Annotated in this window: 34 protein-coding genes, 2 tRNA genes and 3 pseudogenes; 4 read left to right on the plus strand and 35 right to left on the minus strand. The window is 64.6% G+C overall.

The window, feature by feature from the left end; genetic code table 11:
- Positions 1-15: 15 nt before the first annotated feature.
- The 5 genes and pseudogenes from ACFJIX_RS04565 to ACFJIX_RS04585 form a co-directional block, all read right to left on the minus strand.
- Positions 16-1,134 carry an HDOD domain-containing protein gene (locus ACFJIX_RS04565; protein ID WP_377158074.1) on the minus strand — a complete coding sequence of 373 codons (1,119 nt, stop codon included), beginning with the start codon at positions 1,132-1,134 and terminating at the stop codon, positions 16-18.
- Positions 1,135-1,259: 125 nt separating this feature from the next.
- Positions 1,260-1,991: an ABC transporter ATP-binding protein gene (locus tag ACFJIX_RS04570; RefSeq protein WP_377158075.1), complete on the minus strand. Its 732-nt coding sequence runs from the start codon at positions 1,989-1,991 to the stop codon at positions 1,260-1,262.
- Between the two features lies 1 nt (position 1,992).
- A complete protein-coding gene (locus tag ACFJIX_RS04575) occupies positions 1,993-3,819 on the minus strand; it encodes an ATP-binding cassette domain-containing protein (protein ID WP_377161609.1) in 1,827 nt (608 codons plus the stop codon).
- 25 nt (positions 3,820-3,844) lie between these two features.
- Positions 3,845-4,880: pseudogene (locus tag ACFJIX_RS04580) on the minus strand (branched-chain amino acid ABC transporter permease).
- Positions 4,881-5,126: 246 nt separating this feature from the next.
- Positions 5,127-5,684, minus strand: a complete 558-nt coding sequence (locus ACFJIX_RS04585; protein ID WP_377158077.1) for a GAF domain-containing protein — start codon at positions 5,682-5,684, stop codon at positions 5,127-5,129.
- Positions 5,685-5,999: 315 nt separating this feature from the next.
- On the opposite strand from ACFJIX_RS04585, the pseudogene ACFJIX_RS04590 reads away from it, so the two are divergent.
- Positions 6,000-6,237, plus strand: a pseudogene (locus ACFJIX_RS04590) (hypothetical protein).
- Between the two features lie 21 nt (positions 6,238-6,258).
- Here the strand turns inward: ACFJIX_RS04590 and ACFJIX_RS04595 are convergent.
- The gene (locus ACFJIX_RS04595) at positions 6,259-6,930 is read right to left on the minus strand and encodes a thymidine kinase (protein ID WP_377158078.1); all 672 of its coding nucleotides are present in this window, start codon (positions 6,928-6,930) and stop codon (positions 6,259-6,261) included.
- Between the two features lie 425 nt (positions 6,931-7,355).
- Here ACFJIX_RS04595 and ACFJIX_RS04600 point away from each other — a divergent pair, with 425 nt between their 5' ends.
- Genes ACFJIX_RS04600 through selD form a run of 3 tightly spaced genes read left to right on the plus strand, consistent with a single transcriptional unit; the run spans position 7,356 to position 9,975 of the window.
- Entirely contained in the window at positions 7,356-8,240 is an 885-nt protein-coding gene (locus ACFJIX_RS04600; RefSeq protein WP_377158080.1) for a ProQ/FINO family protein, read from the plus strand.
- Between the two features lie 8 nt (positions 8,241-8,248).
- Positions 8,249-8,872, plus strand: coding sequence for a tRNA-uridine aminocarboxypropyltransferase (locus ACFJIX_RS04605; RefSeq protein ID WP_377158082.1), 624 nt, complete (start codon positions 8,249-8,251; stop codon positions 8,870-8,872).
- A 26-nt stretch (positions 8,873-8,898) separates the two neighbouring features.
- The gene (gene selD, locus ACFJIX_RS04610; RefSeq protein WP_377158084.1) at positions 8,899-9,975 is read left to right on the plus strand and encodes a selenide, water dikinase SelD; all 1,077 of its coding nucleotides are present in this window, start codon (positions 8,899-8,901) and stop codon (positions 9,973-9,975) included.
- 85 nt (positions 9,976-10,060) lie between these two features.
- On the opposite strand, the gene ACFJIX_RS04615 is transcribed toward selD, so the two are convergent.
- The 29 genes and pseudogenes from ACFJIX_RS04615 to rpsS all read right to left on the minus strand — a co-directional run bounded on the left by ACFJIX_RS04615 (position 10,061) and on the right by rpsS (position 25,000).
- Positions 10,061-10,137: transfer RNA gene (locus ACFJIX_RS04615), tRNA-Met, on the minus strand.
- Positions 10,138-10,256: 119 nt separating this feature from the next.
- A tRNA-Met gene (locus ACFJIX_RS04620) sits at positions 10,257-10,333 on the minus strand.
- A 67-nt stretch (positions 10,334-10,400) separates the two neighbouring features.
- Positions 10,401-10,754: a thioredoxin family protein gene (locus tag ACFJIX_RS04625; protein ID WP_377158085.1), complete on the minus strand. Its 354-nt coding sequence runs from the start codon at positions 10,752-10,754 to the stop codon at positions 10,401-10,403.
- A complete protein-coding gene (gene dsbD / locus ACFJIX_RS04630) occupies positions 10,723-12,297 on the minus strand; it encodes a protein-disulfide reductase DsbD (RefSeq protein WP_377158087.1) in 1,575 nt (524 codons plus the stop codon). Before dsbD ends, ACFJIX_RS04625 begins: the two co-directional genes overlap by 32 nt.
- Before the next feature lie 195 nt (positions 12,298-12,492).
- Positions 12,493-12,882 carry a 50S ribosomal protein L17 gene (gene rplQ / locus ACFJIX_RS04635; protein WP_377158088.1) on the minus strand — a complete coding sequence of 130 codons (390 nt, stop codon included), beginning with the start codon at positions 12,880-12,882 and terminating at the stop codon, positions 12,493-12,495.
- Positions 12,883-12,974: 92 nt separating this feature from the next.
- A complete protein-coding gene (locus ACFJIX_RS04640) occupies positions 12,975-13,967 on the minus strand; it encodes a DNA-directed RNA polymerase subunit alpha (RefSeq protein ID WP_067278809.1) in 993 nt (330 codons plus the stop codon).
- A 141-nt stretch (positions 13,968-14,108) separates the two neighbouring features.
- Positions 14,109-14,732, minus strand: coding sequence for a 30S ribosomal protein S4 (rpsD, locus tag ACFJIX_RS04645; protein ID WP_377158090.1), 624 nt, complete (start codon positions 14,730-14,732; stop codon positions 14,109-14,111).
- 260 nt (positions 14,733-14,992) lie between these two features.
- The gene (gene rpsK / locus ACFJIX_RS04650) at positions 14,993-15,397 is read right to left on the minus strand and encodes a 30S ribosomal protein S11 (RefSeq protein WP_056194196.1); all 405 of its coding nucleotides are present in this window, start codon (positions 15,395-15,397) and stop codon (positions 14,993-14,995) included.
- A gap of 26 nt (positions 15,398-15,423) precedes the next feature.
- Positions 15,424-15,789 (minus strand): 30S ribosomal protein S13, encoded by a 366-nt coding sequence (gene rpsM / locus ACFJIX_RS04655; protein WP_088404620.1) that lies wholly within the window; start codon positions 15,787-15,789, stop codon positions 15,424-15,426.
- A gap of 36 nt (positions 15,790-15,825) precedes the next feature.
- Positions 15,826-15,939, minus strand: a complete 114-nt coding sequence (gene rpmJ, locus ACFJIX_RS04660) for a 50S ribosomal protein L36 (protein WP_058933616.1) — start codon at positions 15,937-15,939, stop codon at positions 15,826-15,828.
- A 62-nt stretch (positions 15,940-16,001) separates the two neighbouring features.
- Positions 16,002-16,220, minus strand: a complete 219-nt coding sequence (infA, locus tag ACFJIX_RS04665; RefSeq protein WP_088404619.1) for a translation initiation factor IF-1 — start codon at positions 16,218-16,220, stop codon at positions 16,002-16,004.
- 51 nt (positions 16,221-16,271) lie between these two features.
- A complete protein-coding gene (gene secY, locus ACFJIX_RS04670; RefSeq protein WP_088404618.1) occupies positions 16,272-17,582 on the minus strand; it encodes a preprotein translocase subunit SecY in 1,311 nt (436 codons plus the stop codon).
- Between the two features lie 26 nt (positions 17,583-17,608).
- Positions 17,609-18,040 (minus strand): 50S ribosomal protein L15, encoded by a 432-nt coding sequence (gene rplO, locus ACFJIX_RS04675; protein ID WP_297524281.1) that lies wholly within the window; start codon positions 18,038-18,040, stop codon positions 17,609-17,611.
- A gap of 25 nt (positions 18,041-18,065) precedes the next feature.
- The gene (gene rpmD, locus ACFJIX_RS04680; RefSeq protein ID WP_088385516.1) at positions 18,066-18,248 is read right to left on the minus strand and encodes a 50S ribosomal protein L30; all 183 of its coding nucleotides are present in this window, start codon (positions 18,246-18,248) and stop codon (positions 18,066-18,068) included.
- A gap of 16 nt (positions 18,249-18,264) precedes the next feature.
- Entirely contained in the window at positions 18,265-18,783 is a 519-nt protein-coding gene (gene rpsE / locus ACFJIX_RS04685) for a 30S ribosomal protein S5 (protein WP_067278825.1), read from the minus strand.
- Between the two features lie 18 nt (positions 18,784-18,801).
- Positions 18,802-19,161, minus strand: a complete 360-nt coding sequence (gene rplR / locus ACFJIX_RS04690) for a 50S ribosomal protein L18 (protein WP_377158095.1) — start codon at positions 19,159-19,161, stop codon at positions 18,802-18,804.
- A gap of 11 nt (positions 19,162-19,172) precedes the next feature.
- Complete coding sequence (rplF, locus tag ACFJIX_RS04695; RefSeq protein WP_377158097.1) at positions 19,173-19,706, minus strand: 50S ribosomal protein L6; 534 nt, start codon at positions 19,704-19,706, stop codon at positions 19,173-19,175.
- A gap of 18 nt (positions 19,707-19,724) precedes the next feature.
- Positions 19,725-20,119, minus strand: a pseudogene (gene rpsH / locus ACFJIX_RS04700) (30S ribosomal protein S8).
- A 23-nt stretch (positions 20,120-20,142) separates the two neighbouring features.
- Positions 20,143-20,448, minus strand: a complete 306-nt coding sequence (gene rpsN / locus ACFJIX_RS04705; protein WP_067065192.1) for a 30S ribosomal protein S14 — start codon at positions 20,446-20,448, stop codon at positions 20,143-20,145.
- A gap of 8 nt (positions 20,449-20,456) precedes the next feature.
- A complete protein-coding gene (gene rplE / locus ACFJIX_RS04710) occupies positions 20,457-20,996 on the minus strand; it encodes a 50S ribosomal protein L5 (protein ID WP_067278833.1) in 540 nt (179 codons plus the stop codon).
- Between the two features lie 10 nt (positions 20,997-21,006).
- Positions 21,007-21,324 carry a 50S ribosomal protein L24 gene (rplX, locus tag ACFJIX_RS04715; RefSeq protein WP_067278835.1) on the minus strand — a complete coding sequence of 106 codons (318 nt, stop codon included), beginning with the start codon at positions 21,322-21,324 and terminating at the stop codon, positions 21,007-21,009.
- A 25-nt stretch (positions 21,325-21,349) separates the two neighbouring features.
- A complete protein-coding gene (rplN, locus tag ACFJIX_RS04720; protein WP_058933605.1) occupies positions 21,350-21,718 on the minus strand; it encodes a 50S ribosomal protein L14 in 369 nt (122 codons plus the stop codon).
- Between the two features lie 258 nt (positions 21,719-21,976).
- Positions 21,977-22,486 carry a peroxiredoxin gene (locus ACFJIX_RS04725; protein ID WP_377158100.1) on the minus strand — a complete coding sequence of 170 codons (510 nt, stop codon included), beginning with the start codon at positions 22,484-22,486 and terminating at the stop codon, positions 21,977-21,979.
- A gap of 162 nt (positions 22,487-22,648) precedes the next feature.
- On the minus strand, positions 22,649-22,918 hold the full coding sequence (gene rpsQ / locus ACFJIX_RS04730) for a 30S ribosomal protein S17 (RefSeq protein ID WP_067278841.1): 270 nt from the start codon (positions 22,916-22,918) through the stop codon (positions 22,649-22,651).
- Positions 22,915-23,112: a 50S ribosomal protein L29 gene (gene rpmC, locus ACFJIX_RS04735; RefSeq protein ID WP_088404614.1), complete on the minus strand. Its 198-nt coding sequence runs from the start codon at positions 23,110-23,112 to the stop codon at positions 22,915-22,917. Before rpmC ends, rpsQ begins: the two co-directional genes overlap by 4 nt.
- A gap of 14 nt (positions 23,113-23,126) precedes the next feature.
- Positions 23,127-23,543: a 50S ribosomal protein L16 gene (rplP, locus tag ACFJIX_RS04740; protein ID WP_297524278.1), complete on the minus strand. Its 417-nt coding sequence runs from the start codon at positions 23,541-23,543 to the stop codon at positions 23,127-23,129.
- Between the two features lie 12 nt (positions 23,544-23,555).
- A complete protein-coding gene (gene rpsC / locus ACFJIX_RS04745; protein ID WP_377158101.1) occupies positions 23,556-24,365 on the minus strand; it encodes a 30S ribosomal protein S3 in 810 nt (269 codons plus the stop codon).
- Positions 24,366-24,380: 15 nt separating this feature from the next.
- Positions 24,381-24,710: a 50S ribosomal protein L22 gene (gene rplV, locus ACFJIX_RS04750; protein ID WP_067283213.1), complete on the minus strand. Its 330-nt coding sequence runs from the start codon at positions 24,708-24,710 to the stop codon at positions 24,381-24,383.
- Positions 24,711-24,721: 11 nt separating this feature from the next.
- Complete coding sequence (rpsS, locus tag ACFJIX_RS04755; RefSeq protein WP_058933599.1) at positions 24,722-25,000, minus strand: 30S ribosomal protein S19; 279 nt, start codon at positions 24,998-25,000, stop codon at positions 24,722-24,724.
- Between the last annotated feature and the right edge of the window lie 5 nt (positions 25,001-25,005).

Raw genomic sequence — 25,005 nt, forward strand, 5'->3', positions numbered from 1 at the left:
GCGACGTCGGGCAGCTCAAGGCTCGCCGGCGGGGAACTCGTGCTCCAGCTCGGCGTAGCAGCGCTGCTGTGCTGGGGACCAGTCCCCCAACTGCGCGGGCTGCAGCCCCGGCTGCATGAGCTGGCGCAGCGCAACCGCCTGCGCCTGCCGCACCAGGTGCGCGAGCACGACGGACTCGGCGCCACGGCCCGGGCGCGGTGCCAGCGCTTCGGCGACCTGGGGCGGGAAGCCCCAGTGCTCGACGATCTGCGCCGACCATGCGGCCGTCAACGGCAGCAATTGGCGATGCAGGCCTTCGCGGTCCAGCGGCGGCACCGAGGGCGCGGACATCCCGTCCAGCGCGCGCAGCAGCGCCATCAGGCCGAGTTGTGAGCTGAGGCCGGCCAGATAGGCGGAGAACTCGTCGTCGCCCGCATTGGCCAGACGCGCCGTGGCGAACGCGGTGCGTTCGCTGAGATCCCACAGCAGCGTCCCCGAGCGGCTGCCGTAGCGTCCCTTGCCGTGATGGAAGATGGGTCGCATCGCGACGCTCATCACCAACTGGTCCAGGCCCTGCTGGCCCAGCACCATCACCGCGCCGGCGAGATCCGTGATGTCGCGCTCGGTGCGATAACGCGGCGAGTTGGCCAGCCGCATCAGCTCTCCGACCAGGCTGGGATCGCGCGACATCAGCTGCACCAGCTCCGTCGAGGACACGTTGCTGCGTCGCACGAGTCGCATCAACTGCGGCAGCACGGCGGGCAGGCGTGGCAGCAGGTCGGCCCATTGCGAGCCGCGCTGCGCCTGCAGGCGTTGCATCAGCCCCTGCTCGCCGGCCGACGGCGGTACGTCCTTCAGCCGAGACAAGCCGAACAGCCGGGTGCTGAAGTGCAGCCACTCCGGCGAGGCATCGAGCGTGGGGAAGACGATGTCGCCGCCGCTGTAGACCGCGGTCTGGGTCGAGACCATGCCGGGGCCCTGCGAGTGCGAGGACGCCGACGACAGCACGGGCGGGATCGGGATGTCGACGGCTCGGACCGGCGACGTCGCGGGCGGCGCCCCCTTCGATACTCCGCCCTTGGCGGCGGCTCCGCCGGCCGACCTGGTGTCGGCAGAGCCGGTGAGCAGTTTGCGGAGGGAGGACAGGAGAGCCATGGCGCGAGTTCGCCGAATTATGGTCGGCCGGTTCCGCGCGGGTGTTTCGCGGGCGTCACGCTTCTCCCCCCGATTCGGGGTGTGAGCGTCGACCGTACGGCGTTTCCTTCACGCCGCGGCGCGACTCACTGCGCCTGGCGACTCGCTCCGAGGTAGGTCTCGATCACCCGGGGATCCTTCGCCAGATCGGCGGCCTGGCCTTCGAGCGCGATCTCGCCAGTCTCCAGCACGTAGCCGTAGTCGGCGACTTCGAGCGCGGCGCGCGCGTTCTGCTCGATCAGCAGGATGGAGACGCCCGCCTCGCGCAACTGCGAGACGATGCGGAACACCTCTTTCACGATCAGTGGCGCCAGGCCGAGGCTGGGCTCGTCGAGCATCAGCAGCTTGGGCCGCGCCATCAGCGCGCGGCCGACCGCGAGCATCTGGCGCTCGCCGCCGGACAGCGTCCCCGCGAGCTGGGCGCGGCGTTCCTTCAAGCGCGGGAACAGCGTGTAGACGCGCTCCAACTCGTCGCGCCAGCCCTTCACGCCCAGGCGCATCGGGCGGAAGCCGCCGAGCACCAGGTTGTCCTCGACGGACATCGTCGTGAACAGCTCCCGCTTCTCGGGCACCAGCGCCAGGCCCTTCATCACCCGGTCCTCGAGGCTCAGGCCCTGGATGTCCTCGCCGTCGAAGACGATCTGCCCGCGCGCGGGCAGCACGCCCATCAGCGCGTTCAGCGTCGTGCTCTTGCCGGCCCCGTTCGGACCGATGACGGTGACCACCTCGCCTTCCCGCAGCCGCAGGTCCAGGCCCGTCAGCACCTCGGCGCGGCCGTAGCCCGCATGCAATCCGCTGACCTTCAGCAACTCGCTCATGTCAGTGTTCCGTTCCCAGGTAGGCCGCACGCACCTCGGGGCTGGCCTGCACCTCGGCGGGCGTGCCCTCGATCAGCTTGGTGCCGAACTCCATCACGACGATCCGGTCCGTCAGCCCCATGACGAAGTCCATGTCGTGCTCGACCAGCAGGATGCTCATGCCTTCGGCGCGCAACTGGCGCAGCACGGCGGCCAAGGCCTGCTTCTCCTTGTGGCGCAGGCCCGCGGCCGGCTCGTCGAGCAGCAGCAGCGACGGGTCGCTGCACAGCGCCCGCGCGATCTCCATCAGGCGCTGCGGTCCGAGCGCCAGGTTGCCGGCGAGTTCGTGCAGGTGGTCCTGCATGCCGATGCGGCGCAACTGGTTCTCGGCCTCGGCGAAGAGGCGCTTCTCTTCCGCGCGGTCGAGGCGCAGCATCGCGTGCGCCGTGCCGCTGTGCGAGCGCAGATAGCCGCCGAGCGCGACGTTCTCCAGCACCGTCATGTCCGCGATCATCTTCACGTGCTGGAAGGTCCGCGACATGCCGCGACGCGCGATCTGACGGGCGGGCAGGCCGGTGATGGGCTCGCCGGCAAAGCGCAGGTCGCCGCTGGTCGCGGACAGCACGCCGGAAACCAGGTTGAAGGTCGTCGACTTGCCGGCGCCGTTCGGGCCGATCAGGCCCATGATCTCGCCCGCGCGCAACTCGAAGCTGACGTCGTTCACCGCGACCAGTCCGCCGAACTGCTTGCGCAGCTTGTCAACCTTGAGCAGCACCGAACCGGCCTGCGGCTTCGCGCGCGATTCGAGCGCGGGCGCGCCCTCCCAGTTCCGCTCGCGTGGCCGCGCCGGCCACCAGCGCGACAGCGCCTTCTGCAGCGACGGCCACAGTCCCTTGGGCGCGTACTTCAGCATCAGCACCAGCACGACGCCGAGCACGATGATCTCGAAGTTGCCGTTGCTGCCCAGCAGCGCCGGCAACAGCTCCTTGAGCTGGTCCTCGATGATCTTGAACACGCCCGCGCCGACGAAGGCGCCCCACACGCTCGACACCCCGCCGACGACGGCCATGAACAGGTACTCGATGCCCATCTTCAGGCCGAAGGGGCTCGGGTTCACGGTGCGCTGGACATGCGCGAACAGCCAGCCCGAGATCGACGCGAGCACCGCGGCGATCAGGAAGACGACGACCTTGTAGCGGAAGGTCGAGACGCCCATCGACTCGGCCATCACCGTCGCACCGCCGAGCGCCCGGATCGCGCGACCGGGGCGGGAGTCCAGCAGATTGCGCACGGCGATCGCGCCCAGGAGCGCGAACAGCCAGATCAGGTAGTAGATCGCGCGGCCGTCGGCCAGGCTGACGCCGAACAGTTCGATCGCCGGCACGCCGAGCAGGCCGTCGTACTTGCCGAGCGACTCCATGTTGGCGATCGTGAAGTTCAGGCTGAGCGCCCAGGCGATCGTCGCCAGCGGCAGGTAATGGCCCGACATCCGCAGCGTGATCAGGGCCAGCACCAGCGCGATGACCAGCGTGATCGCGACGCCGGCGGCGAGTCCGATCCACGGCGACAGTCCGTAGCGCGCGCTCAGCAGCGCGGTCGTGTACGCACCGACACCGACGAAGGCGGCCTGTCCGAACGACGTCAGCCCACCGACGCCGGTCAGCAGCACCAGCCCCAACGCGACGAGCGCGAACATGCCGATGTAGTTCAGTTGGGTGATCCAGAACTCGGGCACCGGCAGCAGCGGCAACAGCGCGAGCGCGGCGAACAGCAACGCGGGCACGATGCGGCGCTTCCACGGCCTGGACTTGTCGGTCGAGTCCGTGGCGGGGGCCGCGGCGGCCTTCATGGCAGCGGATCGATCGGAGGTCACGTCAATGCTCCTCATGGTGCGGATCGCGCCAGCTGCGCCACAGCAGCACCGGCAGGATGGAAGTGAAGACGATGACCTCCTTGAAGGCGCTGGCCCAGAAGGAACTGAACGACTCGATCAGGCCGACCAGCAGCGCGCCCAGCGCGGCGCCCGGATAGCTCGACAGGCCTGCGAAGACGGCGGCGACGAAGCCCTTCAGGCCGATGAGGAAGCCGCTGTCGTAGAAGATCGTCGTGGTGGGGCTGATCAGGATGCCCGACAGCGCGCCGATGAAGGCGGCCAGCGTGAACGACAACCGGCCCGCGGACGTGCTGGAGATCCCCATCAACCGGGCGCCGAGCCGGTTCACCGCGGTCGCGCGCAGCGCCTTCCCGTAGAGGCTCTTCTCGAAGAACAGCCACAACGCGACGATGAGCGCCGCCGAGGCCATCACGATGATGAGCGTCTGTCCCGAGAACATGAGCGGCCCGGCCGAGTAGCTCGCCTCCCAGAAGCTCGGGTTGCGCGAGCCCTCGGCGCCGAAGAACACCAGGCCCAGCCCCGTCAACGCGAAGTGCACGCCGACCGAGACGATCAGCAGCACCAGCACCGACGCGTCCGCCAGCGACTCGGTACGCAAGCCGGTAGAGCAACCCGCCCATCGGCGTGACAATCGCCAGCGTCAGCAACGCCTGCGCCACCAGCGGCAGCTTCATCGGCGCGAGCCACAGCGCGCAGAGCCCGATCGCAACGCCTGGCAGCGCTCGCAGCGCGATCGACACCCACGCCGCTCCGAGGCGTCCCGCGCGCGCGGCCGCAATGAGGTCCAGCACCGCCGTCAGCAGCGCCATCGCGATCAGGAAGTGGATCGTGAGCGGCGTGTGCCCGAGTTGCAGTCCCGCCAGGGTCAACGCGCCGAAGGCGACGAATTCCCCCTGAGGAATGAAGATCACCCGCGTGACCGCGAAGACCAGGACGAGGGCCAGTGCCAGCAGCGCGTAGATCGCGCCGTTGGTCACCCCGTCCAGCACCAGGATGCTTGCAATCGCCCCGTCCACCTTGTCTCCTGTCGTGGTGCCGGGCAAGGCCGTTGACCGCGCGTCGCCGATGCGTGCCGGCGCCGTCGCGACCGCTCCGAAGGCCATCGCCCGGGGGTTGGTCGTCCATGGGACGTGTGGCGACCGACTCTAGCGGGAAGCCTTCAGCCGTCCGTCAGTGGATGCCGCATTGACATTTCGCAAGATATTAATCCGACCGGTCGGTCGAAGTTGAATCACGCGCTGCGCAGACCTTGCGGCCGGCAGTCAGACCGTCTCGAGTTCGTTCCGCAGCGCGTGCAGGTGGAGGCAGGCTTTCGCGGTGGCGCGGCGCAGGTCCAGTTCTTCGCGCTTCGTCCAGACACGGGCGGTGTCGCGCTGTCCGAGCGCGATGACGCCAAAGGTCTTCCCGTTGATCTGCCCGGACACGTCCAGCATCGCGCGCCAGGTTGGCGGCGGTTGCAGTGCGCTCAGCCGCGGATCGGCCTGGGCGTCTGCGCAGTTGAAGACGCCCTCGGACAGCAGAGCGTCGAAGTAGCCGGGATAGGCACGTTGCTCGCAGAGCGTGCGCTGACGGCTCACGCCGTCGATCGCGTGCGCGCCAAGGCAACGCAGGCGGTAATCCCCAGGCTCGCCATCCAGCAGCCAGAGGCTGGCGTGCGAACTCCGGAAGTGGCCGCACAGGGCCTCGCTGACGGCCAGCGCGTATCGCTCGGCCAGCTCGCCGGCCGTTTCCAGGCCGCTGTCGCGGGCCTCGGTCGCCGGCCATTCCATTTCCTGACTGGCCGCCCGCATGGCGGCAAACAGCCCTTCGATCCTTTCCATCGCCGCGCTCGCTCCCTGTGTGTCCTTGTTGTTGACGCCACGGTGAAACGGCGCGGCCGGATTCTTAAGTGTTTTCCCTAAAACGCGCCACGCGCCTTCGGGCGGGCGTCCGCCAGAGAGGGAACGCAGCCGGCGCCTGCGGCAACGAATGTCTCTTGCAACCGATTCGGGCGACCTTCGCGCGAGGTCATTAGCGATGCCCCGGTACGGGGAAGCCCCGGCTTATAGGAAAATACGGGTTTCGCCGTCTGTCCCTGGGGGGAACTTGGGACCGTCGGCGCGGCATTTCAAACTCTTATCAGGATCAGGAACAGCGTGGCCAAGGATACGACCAAGACGACCATCGAAGCCGATGGTCTGCGCTATCGCTCTAAAGCTCCAGGTTCGCCGTTCGCGGCGACCTCCTCGTTTGGCGCGGCAACCATGTCGTGCTTCCTCTGCGGCAAGCATCGCCCTCGTGCGCTGCTGAAGTCCCGGCAAGCTGCTGGGCAAGTCCCAGCCAGTCTGCGCTCCTTCCTGCAAGGAACTGGAAGAGCAGCTGACGAAGAAGTAAGCCCAGGCTTACCGGGCATCTTCAGGATGCCCTGAAGCAGCGTCCACAGACCGCGCGGTAACGGGAGTTGCCGCCGATCTCGACCTGCGCGCCTTCGGTCTGTTTGCGACCGGTGGCGTCGACACGCATGTTCATCGTGGCCTTGCGGCCGCAGTCGCAGATGGTCTTCATCTCGTCCATCTCGTCGGCGAGCGCCAGCAGGGCTGCCGAGCCGGTGAACAGCTCGCCGCGGAAGTCCGTCCGCAGGCCGTAGCAGATGACGGGCACGTGGCGCATGTGCGCGATCTCATGCAGCGCCCAGACCTGGTCTTTCGTCAGGAACTGGGCCTCGTCGACGAGGATGCAGGCGATGCCCGGCGACTGCGTGATCAGCGCGCGGAAATCCGTCTCGCCGTTGAACACTTCCGCCACCCGCTGCGGCCCCAGCCGCGACGTGACCATTCCCTTGCCGTAGCGGTCGTCGACCCCTGCGGTGAACAGGCGCACCGCATGGCCGCGCTCCTCGTAGTTGTGTGCCACCTGCAGCAGGGCGGTGGACTTGCCGGCATTCATCGCCGCGTAGCGGAAAAACAGTTTGGCCATGGTTCTCGAACGCCCGGGCTGCCGGGCAAGCGGGCGATTGTCGGCGTAAAACCCGCCGTTCGTCGGGACAGCGCTTTTCACCCCCGGGCAAGCGATGTAGCGGGGCGTCACACGCCCCACCTACTATTGATCACGAGGGAATCGATGCGCCGACGGGACACGAACCCGCCGGCGCGAACAAGAGCGCCAAGCGAAGCGAGACCATGAGCAAAGACACCTGCACCGCCGTTCGGGATGACGGCCTGCGCTATGCCTCCAAGCTGGGGGGGTCGCCGTTCCAGGGTAGCGGTCAAACCCGCTCCTGCTTCAAATGCGGGCGTCATCGCCCCCCAAGCAGCCTCCAGTCCAAGCGGATCCTGGGTCGGACCGAGCTGGTGTGCAAGCCCGCCTGCGAACCGAAGACCTGATTTCTCCCACGGAAGGCGTCCCCAAGGCAGGACGGGCGCGCTCCGTCGATCGGCGCGAATTGCCACGCCCGCGCGGCTATGGGCACAATCCCCCTTTTTCCCGAAGGCCGGCCCCGCGCCGCTTGATGCATGTCCTCCAGCACCACGCCGCAAGGCGAAGTGACCTCCTCCGAGTTCCCCGATCAGAAGGCCCCCGCCACCGAGACGACTGAGGCCGTGCTGACGGCACCGGTGTCGGAGGCCGAAGAGCCCGTGCCGGAAGCAGATGAATCCTCCAGCGAGGCCACCGCAGACGCCGAGACGAGCGATGCCGCCCCCGCGGCGGCGACGCCCGGCCAGGCGAAGGCTGCCGAGGGCGGTCGCGTCGATGTCCAGGCCGTCGCCGCCAAGCTCAAGGAGCTCTTCCCGGCCTTGTTCGCCGGCGGCGCCAAGCCGCTGAAGCTGCGCGTTCAGTCCGACATCCAGCAACGCGCGCCGGGCCAGTTCACCAAGGCACAGCTGTCCGCATTCCTGCGCCGCTACACGGGTGGCACCGGCTACCTGATCGCGCTGACCCGCGCGAAGACGCGGTTCGATCTCGACGGGCAACCCGCTGGGGAACTCAGCGACGAACACAGAGTCGCCGCTCAGGAAGAGTTGACGCGTCGCCGCGGCATCACCGAGGCGCGTCGCGTCGAGGAAGATCGCGGCCGCCTGGAGCGTGCGCAGTTGCTGCGGGACTTCTCGCGCACGACGCTGACGCCGTCGAACTTCTGCGCGCTCAAGGGCCTGACGCAGGAACAGCTGGACGCCCAACTGAAGTTGGCACGAGAGGAAGAGGCGCAGCAGCCGCCGCGTCCGGAACGCAACGACCGCCCACCCCGCGGCGGCGAGCATCGCCGTGGTGGTCCACGGGGAGAGGGCCATCCCGGCAGTCCGGGCCAAGGCCCGCGCGGCGATCGGGGCGACCGCCCTCGCCGTGACGGTCAGGCTCGTCCGAACGACGCTCGCAAGCCCCCGCGCCCACCGCGCTGATCCTTCCCGTGTCCGCCGCCGATGGTGGCCTGAGCGGCCGACGCCCCCTCTGCGAGGGATGCGGACGGCCGCTCGTCGCTTGTTGGTGCGCATGCGTGCATCACGTCGACAACCGCTCCGCGCTGCTCATCCTTCAAGACCCCGGCGAGGTGGGGCAGGCGAAAGGCACCGCCGCACTGCTGGCACGGTGCTTGTCACGTGTCGAGCTGCGTGTCGGCGAGCGCTTCCGGCCACCCCGATCCGTCGAGGGCCTTGTCCTGCTGTATCCAAGGACTCCCGACCACGTGCCCGCGGGCTCGCCGACGCAAGGTTCAGCATCGATAACTGCGGACGCCGCTTCAACCACGCTCGTGGCGCTGGACGGCACCTGGCGCCGCAGTCGAAGACTGCTTGCCTTGAACCCGTGGCTGCAGACGCTACCGCGACTCGCTCTTGAGGCGCCTCCACCGTCGCGCTACAGGATCCGCCGTGCTCATGCGGATTCGCAGCGCAGCACGCTGGAGGCTTGCGCATTGGCACTGGCGGCACTCGACGATGACGAGGGCCGCTATGCGCCGCTATGGCAGGCCATGGATGCCTTTGTCGCGCTGCAGTGGCGCTTGGCGGGCAACGCCCCTCCTCCACAGGCCTGAGGCGCTGCGCGGTAAGCTGCGATGCCATGAACCCCATCACCGCCGCCCCTACCCCGGCCTCCGAGCCGCGATTGACCTCGCTGTCGCACGGCGGCGGCTGCGGCTGCAAGATCGCGCCAGGCGTGCTATCGGAGATCCTCAAGGGTACGGGCGCGTTTCCCGTGCCCAAGGAGTTGCTCGTCGGCATCGAAACCTCGGACGACGCAGCGGTCTATCGCCTCAACGACGAACAGGCTCTGGTGGCCACGACCGACTTCTTCATGCCGATCGTCGATGACCCCCATGACTTCGGCCGTATCGCCGCCACCAATGCGATCAGTGACGTCTACGCGATGGGCGCCCGCCCCATCATGGCGTTGGCACTCGTCGGGATGCCAGTCGCGGTGCTGAGCGCAGCGACGATCGGGCGCATTCTCGAAGGCGGCGCCTCGGTCTGTCGCCAGGCGGGTATCCCGATCGCCGGCGGACACACGATCGACTCCGTCGAGCCGATCTACGGGCTGGTCGCATTGGGGCTGGTTCATCCTTCCCGCGTGAAGCGCAATGCGGACGCCAAGGTCGGTGATGTGCTCGTGCTGGGCAAGGCACTCGGCGTGGGCGTGATGTCGGCGGCGCTGAAGAAAGGCCGACTCGATGACGCGTCATACAGGCGGATGCTGGACACGGCCACCTTGTTGAACACGCCGGGGCCGGAACTCGCGGCGCTCGCTGGCGTCCATGCGTTGACCGACGTGACAGGGTTCGGACTCGCCGGACATGCCCTCGAAATCGCTCGTGGGTCGCGCTGCGCGATCGAGATCGATTGGGCCGCAGTACCGCTGCTCGAGGGCGTCCGCTCGCTGGCCGCCGAGGGCCTGATCACGGGAGCGTCGGGGAGGAATTGGGCGGCCTATGGCGCCGAGATCGCGCTGGATGCCTCAGTGCCGGCGGAGACGCAGGCGCTGTTGAGCGATCCCCAGACCAGTGGCGGCTTGCTGGTGTCGTGTTCACCCGCAGCCGTCGATCAGGTGTTGGCGGTCTTCGCTCGGCACGGCTTCGGCGCCGCCAGCGTCGTTGGACGCGTCGTCGCTGAGGGCGATGGCTCGCGTCTACGCGTTGCTTGATGGGATCCGAGATCCTTTGAAATTCCCGGCGTTCCGCGCCGTGACCAAAAAACAAAGGGCCCTCGCATGAGGGCCCTTGTTCGATTGGTTGCGGGGGCAGGATTTGAACCTACGACCTTTGGGTTATGAGCCCAACGAGCTACCAGACTGCTCCACCCCGCGGCTGTACCGCTTGGCAATCAGCGCCGACGCTGATCTGCCGTTTCGTCAATCGGATCGAACCAGCCCTGACGGCTGCCGTTCCGATCAACAACGCTGTCCTGCGACAGCGTTCAATGTTCTGGTTGCGGGGGCAGGATTTGAACCTACGACCTTTGGGTTATGAGCCCAACGAGCTACCAGACTGCTCCACCCCGCGACTGAAGAAAGAGAGTGTAGCACGAAAAGGACCGCCACTTCAACTTTCGGCGACAGTCCTTCCAGAGTCACAGCCCTGCGGCCTGGAGCGATTGCAGGAAGCGATCCGCGTCCTGGAATCCGATCACGCGCACGCCCGTCAGTTCCTCGCCCTTCGCGTCGAAGAAGATCGTGCCGGGCGGGCCGAAGAGCTTGAACCGCTTCAGCAGCTCGCGATCCCCGGCGTTGTTCGCGGTGACGTCGGCTTTCAACAGCAGCGCGCCCGCCAACTTGGCTTGCACGCGCGTGTCGGTGAAGGTGAAGCGCTCCATCTCCTTGCACGAGACGCACCAGTCCGCATAGAAGTCGAGCATCACAGGCCTGCCGGCACTGCGCAGCGCGTCGTCGAGTTCAGTGACCGTCGAGATCTTGCGGAAGCTCACCGCGGACGACTCCGCAGCCACCGTGCCGCCCGGGGCCTTGCTCGCGCCGCTGATGCCGGCGAGCGGTTTCAGCGTGTCGGTCCCGCCCGCGGCAACGCCGATGAACTGCGCGACTCCGAACACCATCGCTGCCACGGCTGCGCTCTTTTCGCAGCCACACGCGAGGCGTATTGGACTCGCTACGTTGGAAGAGTCCCAGCAAGGCCGCGACGGCAACCAGCAAGGCGCCCCACAGGAGCTGTGCGATCACTGGCGACAGCACTGGCTGCACGATCCACAGCGCCACGGAAAGCAGCAGCAAGCCGAAGAAGTACTTGACCGTCTCCATCCATGCACCGGCGCGAGGGAGTAGCGTGCCGGCCGAAAGACCCAGGAGCAGGAGCGGGACACTCATGCCCCAGGCAAGCGCAAACAGGGCGAGTCCCCCGATCGCGACGTTGCCGGTCTGGCTGATGTAGAGCAGCGCGCCAGCCAACGGTGCGGCTACGCAGGGACTGACGATCAGCGCGGACAGCCCGCCCATGACGAACACGCTGACAAACTTGCCGGCCGGCAAGCGCTGCGTGGCGTCGGACACGCCTCCGGTGAAGCGGCTGGGCAACTGAATCTCGTAGACACCGAACATCGACAGCGAGAAGCCGACCAGCAGCAACGCAAACAGCGCGAGCACCCACGGCTTCTGCAGATACGCGGCCAACCCACCACCGGCCAGGCCAGCCGCGACCCCCAGTGCCGTGTAGAGCAGCGCCATGCCCAACGAGTAGCTGAACGCGAGGAAGAAGCCGCGTGCGCGCGATGGCGCTTCACCCTGGCCGACGATGATCGACGACAGGATCGGCAGCATCGGCAGAACACAGGGCGTGAGCGACAGCAGGACACCGGCGGCGAAGAACGCGCCGACGATCAACCACAGGCGGCCGGACGCGAGCGCATCGTCGAGCGGCGATCCCGCCGACTTGTCGGAGGATGCCTGCCGCCCTTCTGCCACCTTCGCCGGAGACGCGTCGGCAGGAGTGGACGCCACCGCGCTCGAAACGCCGAAGCCACTCAGCGCATCCGGGGCCGCACCGATCTTCACCGCGCCGTCGCCACCGAAGCCTTTCAGCCCCAAGGTCAACTGGCTCTTCATCGGCGGGTAGCACAAGCCTTTGTCCGCGCAGCCCTGGCCCGTCAGCACGAGCTTCAACGGGCCTTCCGACAGCGCCTCCACCGGCACCTTGATGCTCAGGCGATCGCGATAGGTCTCGACCTCCTTTTGGAAGGTCTCATCGAACTTGCGCTTCGGCGCCGGCCACGCGATGTCGCCGAACTTCGCGTCGGCGGCGTCCAGCTTGAACTGGTCGCGGTACATGTAATAGCCGGGCGCGATCGTGAAGTTGACTTGGAACTCGCGGTCCCCGGTCAGTTGCACATCGATCTTGAAGGCCTGTTCGGGATCGAGGAAATCGTCGGCGCGCGCCGGACTGGCGAGCAAGGCCGAGGCCAGCGTCACCAGCAGGAACAGCGCCGGTAGCAGGCGTCGCATCAGGGCAATGGGAGTCATGAACGCGGGGCGTACGCGAACGGGTCGGGCCCGCGTCGCCGGTGAGGTCGGAAAGGCGCGAAGCTTAGCGCCAAGCGGGCTCGCATGACGTTGGACACGCGCCATGCCCTGCCCACGTTGCGCGTATCGCGGACACACAAGAAAAAAAGGCCAGCATTCCTGCTGGCCTTTGGCGCACGGTGGCGTAGTCGCTGCTTATTCAGCAGAGCCTTCGCCTTCGGCGGCGTCAGGACGATCCACGAGTTCGACGTACGCCATCGGAGCGTTGTCGCCGACGCGGAAGCCCATCTTCAGGATACGGGTGTAGCCGCCCGGACGGGTGGCGAAACGCGGGCCCAGCTCGTTGAACAGCTTCACGACGATGTCACGGTCGCGCAGACGGTCGAACGCCAGGCGGCGGTTCGCGACAGTCGCTTCCTTGGCCAGGGTGATCAGCGGCTCGACGATGCGGCGCAGTTCCTTCGCCTTGGGCAGCGTGGTCTTGATCGCTTCGTGTTGCAGCAGCGAGACCGCCATGTTGCGGAACATCGCGGCGCGGTGTTCGCTGGTGCGGTTCAGTTTACGGAGGCCGTTACGGTGGCGCATGGTGCTTTCCTTCCTTCAGTTATTGCCAGCAGCCGGATCAGGTACTGCCGGGGGCACCGGACGGATCGATGGACCCGTCCTCTTTCAAAAAATCAACGCTTGTCGAGACCTTGAGGCGGCCAGTTCTCGAGACGCGAACCCAGGGTCAGGCCGCGCGAGGCGAGCACTTCCTTGATTTCGTTCAGCGACTTGCGACCCAGGTTCGGGGTCTTCAGCAGCTCGGTCTCGGTACGCTGGATCAGGTCACCGATGTAATAGATGTTCTCGGCCTTCAGGCAGTTGGCCGAGCGCACGGTCAGCTCGAGCTCGTCGACCGGACGCAGCAGGATCGGATCGAAGCTGCTGGAACGGGCGGCCGGGGCCTGGTCGAACACGTCGACCAGATCGGTACCCTGCAGCTGCGCGAAGACGGCCATCTGCTCGACCAGGATCTTGGCCGACGCACGGATCGCTTCCTCGGGCGAGATGGCGCCGTTGGTTTCGATTTCCATGACCAGCTTGTCCAGGTCGGTACGCTGCTCGACGCGGGCGTTCTCGACGGCGTAGCTGACGCGCTTCACCGGGCTGAACGACGCGTCCAGCACGATGCGGCCGATGGCCTTGGTCGGCTCGTCGCCGTAGCGGCGCATGTTGCCGGGGACATAGCCACGGCCCTTCTCGACCTTGATCTGCATGTCCAGCTTGCCGCCTTGCGACAGGTGGGCGATGACGTGATCAGGGTTGATGATCTCGACGTCGTGCGGGGTCTGGATGTCGGCGGCCGTGACCGGGCCCTCGCCTTCCTTGCGCAGGACCAGCGTCACTTCCTCACGGTTGTGCAGACGGAACACCACGCCCTTCAGGTTCAGCATGATGTGGACCACATCTTCCTGCACGCCGTCGATGGCGGAGTACTCATGCAGCACACCCGCGATCGTCACTTCCGTCGGCGCATAACCCACCATCGAGGACAGCAGCACGCGACGCAGGGCGTTGCCCAGCGTGTGGCCATAGCCGCGTTCGAACGGCTCCAGGATCACCTTGGCGCGATGACCGCCCAGGGGTTCCACAGTGATGGATTTGGGTTTGAGCAAATTCGTTTGCATGAGGTCTTTCTATCAATACCCTCGGTTCGTTACACCGATAAGGCTGAGGGACCAACCAGGTCCGCCCACAACAACTGGCGATACCCGGACGAGGAAAAGCCGAGCAGGCCCTTGCAGGGCCGCTCGGCAGGCACGAAAGAATTAACGCGAGTACAACTCAACGATCAGCGACTCGTTGATCTCGGCGCCAAACTCGTCGCGGTCCGGCGTCTTCTTGAAAATGCCTTCCAGCTTCGTGGCATCGACCGCCACCCAGGCCGGCAGACCGATCGACTCGGCCAGCTTCAGGCTGTCGATGATGCGCAGCTGCTTCTTGGCCTTTTCACGCACAGCGACAACATCACCAGCCTTCACCAGGTAGGAAGCGATGTTCACGACTTCGCCGTTCACGGTGATGCCCTTGTGCGAGACCAACTGGCGGGCTTCCGCGCGGGTCGAGCCGAAGCCCATGCGGTAGACGACGTTGTCCAGGCGCGATTCCAGCAGCACCAGCAGGTTGACACCGGTCGAACCCTTGCGGCGCTCGGCTTCAGCGAAGTAGCGGCGGAACTGACGCTCCAGCACGCCATACATGCGCTTGACCTTCTGCTTCTCGCGCAGCTGCAGACCGAAGTCGGACGTACGCTGACCCGACGTGCGGCCGTGCTGACCAGGCTTGGTGTCGAACTTGGCCTTGTCGCTGATGGCGCGGCGAGCGCTCTTCAGGAACAGGTCGGTGCCTTCACGGCGGGAAAGTTTGGCCTTCGGGCCGAGGTAACGTGCCACTTTGCGTGTCCTTCATCAATCTGACGCGAGCTCGGAGACATTCCGGGCACCGCGCGAGTCCGGCCAGTGTTTTTGTAGGCTCGGACGGTGGGCTTCAAGAAGTCAGTGACTTCTACCGGGCCGACGTCGCCGTCGGCCCCTGCTAAGGAGGCTTTTTCGCCCACCTCAGCAAAACGGCCGGCTGGCACTCGCGCGCCAGCCGGCATGTTCTGAACGAACCGGAGATTATCGCACTAATCGCGACCGTTCAGCACCACCGCTTAGATGCGGCGACGCTTCTGCGGACGGCAACCGTTGTGCGGCACCGGCGTCACGTCAGAGATCGAGTTGATGCGGATGCCGAGCGCAGCCAAAGCGCGCACCGACGATTCGCGACCGGGGCCCGGGCCCTTGATCTTGACGTCCAGGTTCTTGATGCCTTGCTCTTGAGCAGCGCGGCCAGCCACTTCGGCAGCCACCTGGGCCGCGAAGGGGGTCGACTTGCGCGAGCCCTTGAAGCCTTGGCCACCCGACGATGCCCAAGACAGCGCACCACCTTGGCGATCAGTGATCGTGATGATGGTGTTGTTGAACGAAGCGTGGACGTGGGCGATACCGTCGGCAACGTTCTTCCGAACCTTCTTGCGAACGCGCTGGGCAGCCGAGTTATTGGGTGCTTTTGCCATGGTTAGCTTTCTTCAGTTGCCGCGGATTACTTCTTGCCGGTCGCCGCCGACTTGCGCGGACCCTTGCGGGTACGGGCATTCGTGCGGGTACGCTGGCCGCGCACCGGCAGGCCGCGGCGATGGCGGAAGCCACGATAGCAACCCAGGTCCATCAGGCGCTTGATGTTGATGGACATCTCGCGACGCAGGTCGCCCTCGATGGTCAGACGGCCGACTTCCTCACGGATCTTTTCCAGATCGGAGTCGTTCAGGTCCTTGACCTTCTTGTCCAGCGGAATGCCGCAGCTGTTGCAGATCTTCTGCGCGGTCGTACGGCCAATGCCGTAGATCGAGGTCAGACCGATCTCGGTGTGCTTGTGCGGCGGAATGTTGATACCAGCAATACGTGCCATGTGCGTCCTCTAATTCGCTTGCAGTCGTTAGGCCAATCAGCCTTGGCGCTGCTTGTGCCGCGGATCGGTACAGATCACACGCACCACGCCATTACGACGGATGATCTTGCAATTGCGGCACATCTTCTTGACAGATGCCGAAACTTTCATGGTCTGCTCCTTGACCTACTCTGTTCGCTCAATCAGCGTTGATCCGGGGGTTGCTAAAAAGCTCACTTCGCCCGGAACACGATGCGAGCACGACTCAAATCGTACGGCGTCAATTCAACGGTCACCTTGTCGCCGGGGAGGATGCGGATGTAGTGCATCCGCATTTTCCCGGAGATATGACCGAGAACGACGTGACTGTTCTCCAGCTTGACTCGGAAGGTTGCGTTGGGGAGGTTCTCCAGAATCTCCCCCTGCATTTGAATGACGTCATCTTTCGCCATACCTTCGCAATTGCCAAATTGGATCCAATATTCTGTTTGCCTGGTGCGCCTTCAGTTGGCCTTGAAACTGGCCTTCTTCAGCAGCGACTCGTACTGCTGGCTCATCACGTAGGACTGGACCTGGGCCCAGAAGTCCATCGTGACGACCACGATGATCAACAGCGAGGTGCCACCGAAGTAGAACGGGACGTTGTACTTCAGCGTCAGGAACTCAGGCAGCAGACACACGCCGGTGATGTACACCGCACCCGCCAGCGTCAGCCGGGACAGGATCTTGTCAATGTGTCGAGCCGTCTGGTCACCGGGACGGATCCCGGGGATGAACGCACCGCTCTTCTTCAGGTTGTCTGCGGTCTCACGGCTGTTGAACACCAGCGCCGTATAGAAGAAGCAGAAGAACACGATCGCGGCTGAATAAAGCAGCACATAGATCGGTTGTCCCGGACGCAGCGCATCCGAGATGTCCTTCAACCAGCGCATGCTGTCACCGGTCGCAAACCAGCTCACCAGCGTGGTGGGCAGCAGGATGATCGACGACGCGAAGATCGGCGGGATCACACCCGACATGTTCAGCTTCAGCGGCAGATGCGAGCTCTGGCCGCCGTAGACCTTGTTGCCGACCTGCCGCTTGGCATAGTTGACCAAGATCTTGCGCTGACCACGCTCAACGAACACGACCAGGTAGGTCACGCCGATGACGATCGCGATCACGAGCAGGCAAGAGATCACGCTCATCGCGCCGGTGCGAACCAGCTCGAGCAGACCACCAATGGCGCCCGGCAGACCCGCAGCGATGCCGCCGAAGATCAGGATCGAGATGCCATTGCCGAGGCCACGCTCGGTGATCTGCTCACCCAGCCACATCAGGAACATGGTGCCAGCCACCAGGCTCGTCACCGCAGTGATGCGGAAACCAAAGCCAGGGCTCAACACCAGACCAGGCGAACTCTCCAGCGCGAAAGCAATGCTCAAGCTCTGGAAGATTGCCAGGCCCAGCGTGCCGTAGCGGGTGTATTGCGTGATCTTGCGACGACCAGCCTCGCCCTCCTTCTTCAGCGCTTCCAGACTCGGCACCACGTACGTCATCAACTGCATGACGATCGAGGCCGAGATGTAGGGCATGATGCCCAGCGCGAAGACGGTGAAGCGCGACAGCGCACCGCCCGAGAACATGTTGAACAGGCTCAGGATCCCGCCCTGCTGACCCTTGAACAGCTGCTGGAGCTGCGTCGGATCGATGCCGGGCACGGGGATATGAGCCCCGACGCGGTAGACGACCAGCGCGAGCACCAGGAACACAAGGCGGCGACGCAGGTCGCCGAACTTGCCGCTCTTGGCCAACTGTGATGCGTTGCTTGCCACTGCTGCCTAGTCCTGTGCTTGGCTGATCAAGCGACCGAGCCGCCGGCGGCTTCGATCGCCGCCTTCGCGCCCGCCGTCACGCCCAGACCCTTGATGCTCACCTTGCGGGTGATTTCGCCGGACTTGATGACCTTGACAGACTTGGCCAGCTCGGACACCAGGCCCACAGCCTTCAGCGTCAGCAGGTCGATCTCTTCGCTGGTCAGCAGGTTCAGTTCCGACAGCGTCACTTCCGCATTGAACGGACGAGCCAGCGACTTGAAACCACGCTTGGGCAGGCGACGTTGCAGCGGCATTTGACCGCCTTCGAAGCCGACCTTGTGGAAGCCACCGGCACGCGACTTCTGCCCCTTGTGGCCACGGCCAGCGGTCTTACCCAGACCGGAGCCGATGCCACGGCCCACGCGACGCTTGGCGTGCTTGGCACCAGCGGCGGGCTTGATGGTATTGAGTTGCATCTTGTGTTCCTCGTCGATGCCGTGCTTACAGCACCTGCACCAGGTAGGCGATCTTGTTGATCATGCCGCGGACCGCCGGCGTGTCTTCCAGCGTCTTCGTGCTGTTCAGCTTGCGAAGACCCAGGCCGACCACCGTCGCGCGGTGATCCGCGCGGCAGCCGATCGGGCTGCGGACCAGCTTGACCGTGAGCGTTTTCTTTTCAGACATCTCGATCTCCTGGCGCTCAGTTGAAGATTTCTTCAACCGTCTTGCCGCGCTTGGCCGCCACTTGGGCAGGCGTGGAGCAGCGCTTGAGCGCGTCCAGCGTGGCACGAACCATGTTGTAGGGGTTGGTCGAACCGTGGCTCTTGGTCACGATGTCGGTCACACCCATCACTTCGAAGACAGCGCGCATCGGGCCGCCGGCAATGACGCCAGTACCAGCCGGAGCCGGAGCCATGATCACGTGCGCTGCACCGTGCTCACCCACCACGTTGTGCTGGATGGTGCCGTTGCGCAGCTGAACCTTGACCATGTTGCGGCGGGCCGATTCCATCGCCTTTTGCACGGCGACCGGAACTTCCTTGGCCTTGCCCTTGCCCATGCCGATGCGGCCATCGCCGTCACCGACCACGGTCAGCGCAGCGAAGGACAGCGTGCGGCCGCCCTTCACAACCTTCGTGACGCGGTTGACCGCAATCATCTTTTCCTTCAGGCCGTCGTCGTTGCCTTCGGTCTGAGCGCGGGGTTGAAACTTTGCCATTTCCTAATCCTTTGAGCGTCAGAACTGCAGGCCGGCTTCGCGAGCGGCTTCAGCCAGGGCCTTGACACGGCCGTGGTAAGCGAAGCCCGAACGGTCGAAAGCCACCTTCTCGACGCCAGCGGCCTTCGCCTTCTCGGCGATGCGCTTGCCGATCAGGCTTGCGGCGGCCACGTTGCCACCCTTGCCGGACAGCTGCGTGCGCACTTCCTTCTCGGCGGTCGAAGCGGCAGCCAGCACGCGCTGGCCGTCTTCGGAAATCACCGAGGCGTAGATATGCAGGTTCGAGCGGAAGACCGTCAGACGGGCCACGCGCTGCAGGGCGATGCGAGCACGCGTTTGACGCGAACGACGCAGGCGTTGTTCCTTCTTGTTCAGCATGGCGCGGCTCCTTACTTCTTCTTGGTCTCTTTGAGGGAGACCTTTTCGTCGGCGTAGCGGATGCCCTTGCCCTTGTAGGGCTCCGGCGGACGGATCGCGCGCACTTCAGCGGCGATCTGACCGACGACCTGGCGATCGGCACCCTTGATCAGGATTTCCGTCTGGGTCGGGCATTCGACCTTGATGCCAGCCGGCATGTCCTTGACGACCGGGTGGGAGAACCCGATCTGCAGGTTCAGCTTCTGGCCCTGGGCTTGGGCGCGGAAACCCACGCCGACCAGGTTCAGCTTCTTTTCGAAGCCCTTGCTGACGCCGTTGACCATGTTGGCCAGCAAAGCGCGCATCGTGCCGCTCATCGCATCGGCTTCCGCCGATTCGTTGACGGAGACGAACGTCAGCTTGCCGCCTTCGAGCTTGACCGTAACCAGCGGGTTCACGGCCACGAACAGGGTGCCTTGGGCTCCCTTGACGCTGATCTTCTCAGCGCTGATCGTCACTTCCACGCCTTGCGGGAGGACGACCGGCATTTTTCCAACGCGGGACATTGTCTGTCTCTCCTTGGCTTATGCGACGTAGCAGAGCACTTCGCCGCCGACACCGGCTTGACGTGCTTTGCGGTCGGTCATCACGCCCTTCGGGGTGGTGACGATCGCCACACCCAGGCCATTCATGACCTGGGAATATCGTGGCGGCCCTTGTAGATGCGCAGGCCGGGACGGCTCACGCGCTCGATGCGCTCGATCACCGGACGGCCGGCGTAATACTTCAGCGCGATCTCGAGCTCGGGACGGGCAGCGTCGCCGCGCACCGCGAAATCGTCGATATAGCCTTCATCCTTCAGGACCTTGGCGATCGCGACCTTCAGCTTCGAAGAAGGCATCACGACGCTGGCCTTCTCAACGCTCTGGGCGTTGCGAATGCGGGTCAGCATATCGGCGATAGGATCACTCATGCTCATACGAAATCTCCTAAACCTGCCGATTACCAGCTGGCCTTGACGACACCGGGGATGTCGCCCTTGAAGGCCAGCTCACGAATCTTGTTACGTGCCAGGCCGAACTTGCGGAACGTGCCACGGGGGCGGCCGGTCAGCTCGCAGCGGTTACGCTGGCGGGTCGGGTTGGCGTTGCGGGGCAGCTTCTGCAGCTCCAGACGGGCCAGATAGCGCTCTTCGTCCGACTTCTTGCTGTCGTCGATGATGGCCTTCAGTTCCGCGTACTTCTTCGCGTACTTGGCGACCAGTTGGGCGCGCTTCAGCTCACGTTGCTTGATCGAGAGTTTTGCCACGGGTCACCTCAGTTCTTGAACGGGAACTTGAACGCAGCCAGGAGTGCCTTGGCTTCGTCGTCCGTCTTGGCCGTCGTCGTGATGCTGATGTTCAGACCACGCAGAGCATCCACCTTGTCGTATTCGATTTCGGGGAAGATGATCTGTTCCTTGACGCCGATGTTGTAGTTGCCGCGACCGTCGAACGAGCGACCCGAGATACCGCGGAAGTCACGCACGCGCGGCAGGGCCACGGTCACGAAACGATCCAGGAATTCGTACATCGTGGCGCCACGCAGGGTCACCATGCAGCCGATAGGCACGCCGTCACGAATCTTGAAGCCGGCGATCGCCTTCTTCGACTTCGTCACCACGGGCTTCTGGCCAGCGATCTTGGTCAGGTCGCCCACGGCGTGGTCCATGACCTTCTTGTCAGCGACCGCCTCGCTCACGCCCATGTTCAGCGTGATCTTGGTGATGCGCGGCACTTCCATCACGGACTTGTAGCCGAACTTCTCGGTCAGACCGGGGACGACCTTCTCGCGATAGAACTCTTGCAAACGAGCCATGTCTTACCCCTTAGGCCTTGATCTCTTCGCCGGTCGACTTGAACACGCGCACCCGCTTGCCGTCGGCGCCGAGCTTGATGCCCACGCGATCGGCCTTGCCGGAAGCGGCGTTGAAGATCGCCACGTTGGATTGATGGATGGGCATGGACTTGTCGACGATGCCGCCAGTCGTGCCCTTCAGCGGGTTCGGCTTAACGTGCTTCTTGACGACGTTGATGCCGTCGATCACGACGTGGTCAGCGTCCACGCGCAGCGTCACGGTGCCGCGCTTACCCTTGTCGCGGCCGGTCAGGACGATGATCTCGTCGCCTGTGCGAATCTTGTTCATGGCAATACCTTTGTCTGAGCGGGGCTTAGAGCACCTCAGGCGCCAGCGACACGATCTTCATGAAGCGCTCGGTACGCAGTTCACGCGTGACCGGGCCGAAGATGCGGGTGCCGATGGGCTCCAGCTTGGCGTTCAGCAGCACGGCGGCATTGCCGTCGAACTTGACCAGGGAGCCGTCTTGGCGGCGCACACCCTTGGCAGTGCGCACGACCACCGCGTTGTAAACCTCGCCCTTTTTGACGCGGCCACGCGGCGCAGCTTCCTTGATGCTGACCTTGATGATGTCGCCAATATGGGCATAACGACGCTTGGAACCACCAAGCACCTTGATGCACATGACGGACTTGGCGCCAGTGTTGTCCGCGACGTCGAGTCGCGATTGCATTTGGATCATGTCTGTCCCCCAACTTTTCCCGCTCAGGCAACTGCGACCATCGCAGCCATCCAGAGAGCGGTCAGTCTCGGGCCCGTAAGCCAATCACCTGTCACCTTGCGGCGACCCGCGTCTGGCCTAAATGGGCAAGAAACCTAGAACCGAAGGCGGCTGCCCTGTGAGCTGGCCACAGAACCCGTCGAGCGACGGAGCCACCATTCGGCGAAGCTGCGGATTATGCAGCAAGCACAATCCGACTGTCAACTGCTGTTGCTCTACTCAGAGCGACTGCGCCTGCTTGAGCAACGTTCCGGCGTCACTGACTTCGAACTTGCCAGGGGCCTCGATGTTGAGGCTCTTCACCACGCCGTCCCGGACCAGCATCGAGTAGCGCTGCGAGCGAAGACCCATGCCTCGAGCGGCCAGATCCAGCGTCAAACCAGTGGCCTGAGTGAACGTGGCACTGCCGTCGGCCATCATGCGCACCTTGCCAGCGGTCTTCTGCTCACGGCCCCAGGCGCCCATCACGAACGCATCGTTGACAGACACGCACCAGATCTCGTCCACGCCAGCTGCCTTGAGCGCTTCAGCTTGAGCGACGTAGCCCGGGACATGCTGCGCGGAACAGGTCGGCGTGAACGCGCCAGGCAGCGCGAAGATCGCCACGGTCTTCCCCGCAGTCAGCTTCTCGATGTCGAAGCTGTTCGGGCCAAGCGAGCACCCCCCACCCTCCACCTCAATGAATTCCTGCAGATTGCCAGTTGGCAGTCGATCGCCCACTTTCAGCATGTCGCACTCCTGATTCTGTTGTCGGTTGATGAATGCGGCAGAGTGTGCCGCGAAAAATGAAAAATGGCTGGACACCGGGAATACCGATGTTCCAGCCATTTGCGCACACGGAGCGGTCACCCGCTCCAGGCACACGTCGCGCTCAGCGCGCGACATCGGCGATCAGACCAACTGAGCCTTCTGGACCAAGCGGGTCACAACCCAGCTCTTGGTCTTCGACAGCGGACGGCCTTCGGCGATCTCGACCACGTCGCCCATCTTGTACTCGCCATTTTCGTCATGGGCGTGGTACTTGCGGGAACGGGCCACGATCTTGCCGTAGAGCTCGTGCTTCGCACGGCGCTCAACCAGCACGGTGATCGTCTTGGCGCGCTTGTCGCTGACGACGCGACCGATCAGGGTGCGGGTGTTCTTCTCTTGAGCTTGCGTCATTTCGCGGCTCCCTTCTTCTCGGCCAGAATGGTCTTGGCGCGGGCGATGTCACGACGCGTGTTGCCCAGCACCGAGGTGTTGGTCAGTTGTTGCGTCGCCTTTTGCATGCGCAGACCAAAGTGGGCCTTCAGCAGATCAGTGACTTCCTTCTTCAGGGCAGCCACGTCTTTCGCGCGCAGTTCAGATGCTTTCATGGGGTGTTCTCCAATCAGGCGCCGAGCTGGCGGGCCACGAAGGTGCAGCGCAGGGGCAGCTTGGCAGCGGCCAGCGTGAACGCCTCGCGCGCCAGAGCCTCGGGCACGCCGTTGATCTCGTAGAGCACCTTGCCGGGCTGGATCTCAGCCACGTAGTACTCCGGGTTACCCTTACCGTTACCCATACGGACTTCGGCAGGCTTTTGCGAGATCGGCTTGTCCGGGAAGATGCGGATGAAGATCCGGCCACCGCGCTTGATGTGACGCGAGATGGCGCGGCGAGCCGCTTCGATCTGACGAGCCGTGATACGGCCACGCTCGGTGGCCTTCAGGCCGAAGTCACCGAAAGCGACGGTCGCGCCGCGGGTAGCAACACCAGTGTTGCGGCCCTTTTGCTCCTTGCGGTATTTGCGACGAGCGGGTTGCAGCATGTTCAGTTCTCCTTACGCCTGGCCGCCGTCAGCGGCGGGCTTGCGCACCACACGCTTCGCAGCAGGCTTGTCGCCGCCTTCGGCAGGCTTGTCGCCACGACCACGGCCACCCGGCGCGCCCGGACGGGCATTGCGACGGGGACGACGATCATCTTCGGCACCCGGGGGGGTGTTGATCACGGGGGCCTCGCCATTGGCCAGGCGGTCACCGCGGTACACCCACACCTTGACGCCGATCACGCCGTAGGTGGTCTTGGCTTCGGAGAAGCCGTAATCGATGTCAGCCTTCAGGGTGTGCAGAGGCACACGACCTTCGCGATACCACTCGGTACGAGCGATTTCGATGCCGTTCAGACGGCCAGCGGACATGATCTTGATGCCCTGCGCGCCGAGGCGCATCGCGTTCTGCATCGCGCGCTTCATGGCGCGACGGAACATGATGCGCTTTTCCAGCTGCTGGGTGATCGAGTCGGCGATCAGTTGGGCATCGATTTCGGGCTTGCGCACTTCTTCGATGTTGACCGCGACAGGCACGCCCAGACGCTTGGTCAGTTCGGCCTTCAGGTTCTCGATGTCCTCGCCCTTCTTGCCGATCACCACGCCCGGACGGGCCGAGAAGATCGTGATGCGAGCGTTCTTCGCAGGACGCTCGATCAGAATGCGCGAAACGGCGGCGTTCTTCAGCTTGGCCTTCAGGAACTCGCGGACTTGCAGATCTTCGGCCAGCATGCTGGCGAAGTTCTGGTTGTTCGCGTACCAGCGCGACGCCCAGTTACGGGTGACGGGCAGGCGGAAGCCAGTCGGATGAATTTTCTGTCCCATAGTCTTCCTTCAGGCTCAGTGGCCGACGGTCACGTAGATATGGCAGGTCGGCTTGCTGATGCGATTGCCGCGGCCCTTGGCGCGCGCGGAGAACCGCTTCAGCGTGGTGCCCTGCTCCACGTAGATCGAAGTGACCTTCAGCTCGTCAATGTCGGCACCGTCGTTGTGCTCGGCATTGGCGATCGCCGATTCCAGCGCCTTCTTGATGATCAGCGCGGCCTTCTTCTGGGTGAACTCGAGGATGTTCAGCGCTTGATCCACCTTCTTGCCGCGGATCAGGTCCGCCACGAGGCGGCCCTTATCAAACGACAGGCGGACGCCACGAACGATTGCTTTGGTTTCCATCGTCGTCATCCTTACTTCTTGCCGGCCTTCTTGTCGGCCGGGTGGCCTTTGAAGGTGCGGGTCAGAGCGAACTCACCCAGCTTGTGACCGACCATCTGGTCCGACACATAGACCGGCACGTGCTGCTTGCCGTTGTGCACGGCGATCGTCAGACCGATGAACTCGGGCAGGATCGTCGAGCGACGCGACCAGGTCTTGATGGGCTTCTTGTCCTTGATGGCAACGGCCTTGTCGACCTTGGCCATCAGGTGATGGTCCACGAAGGGACCCTTCTTGAGGGAACGAGCCATGTTGG

Origin of the sequence: Roseateles sp. UC29_93 (assembly GCF_042695725.1) — a bacterium.
Classification (GTDB): Bacteria; Pseudomonadota; Gammaproteobacteria; order Burkholderiales; family Burkholderiaceae_C; genus Roseateles; species Roseateles noduli_A.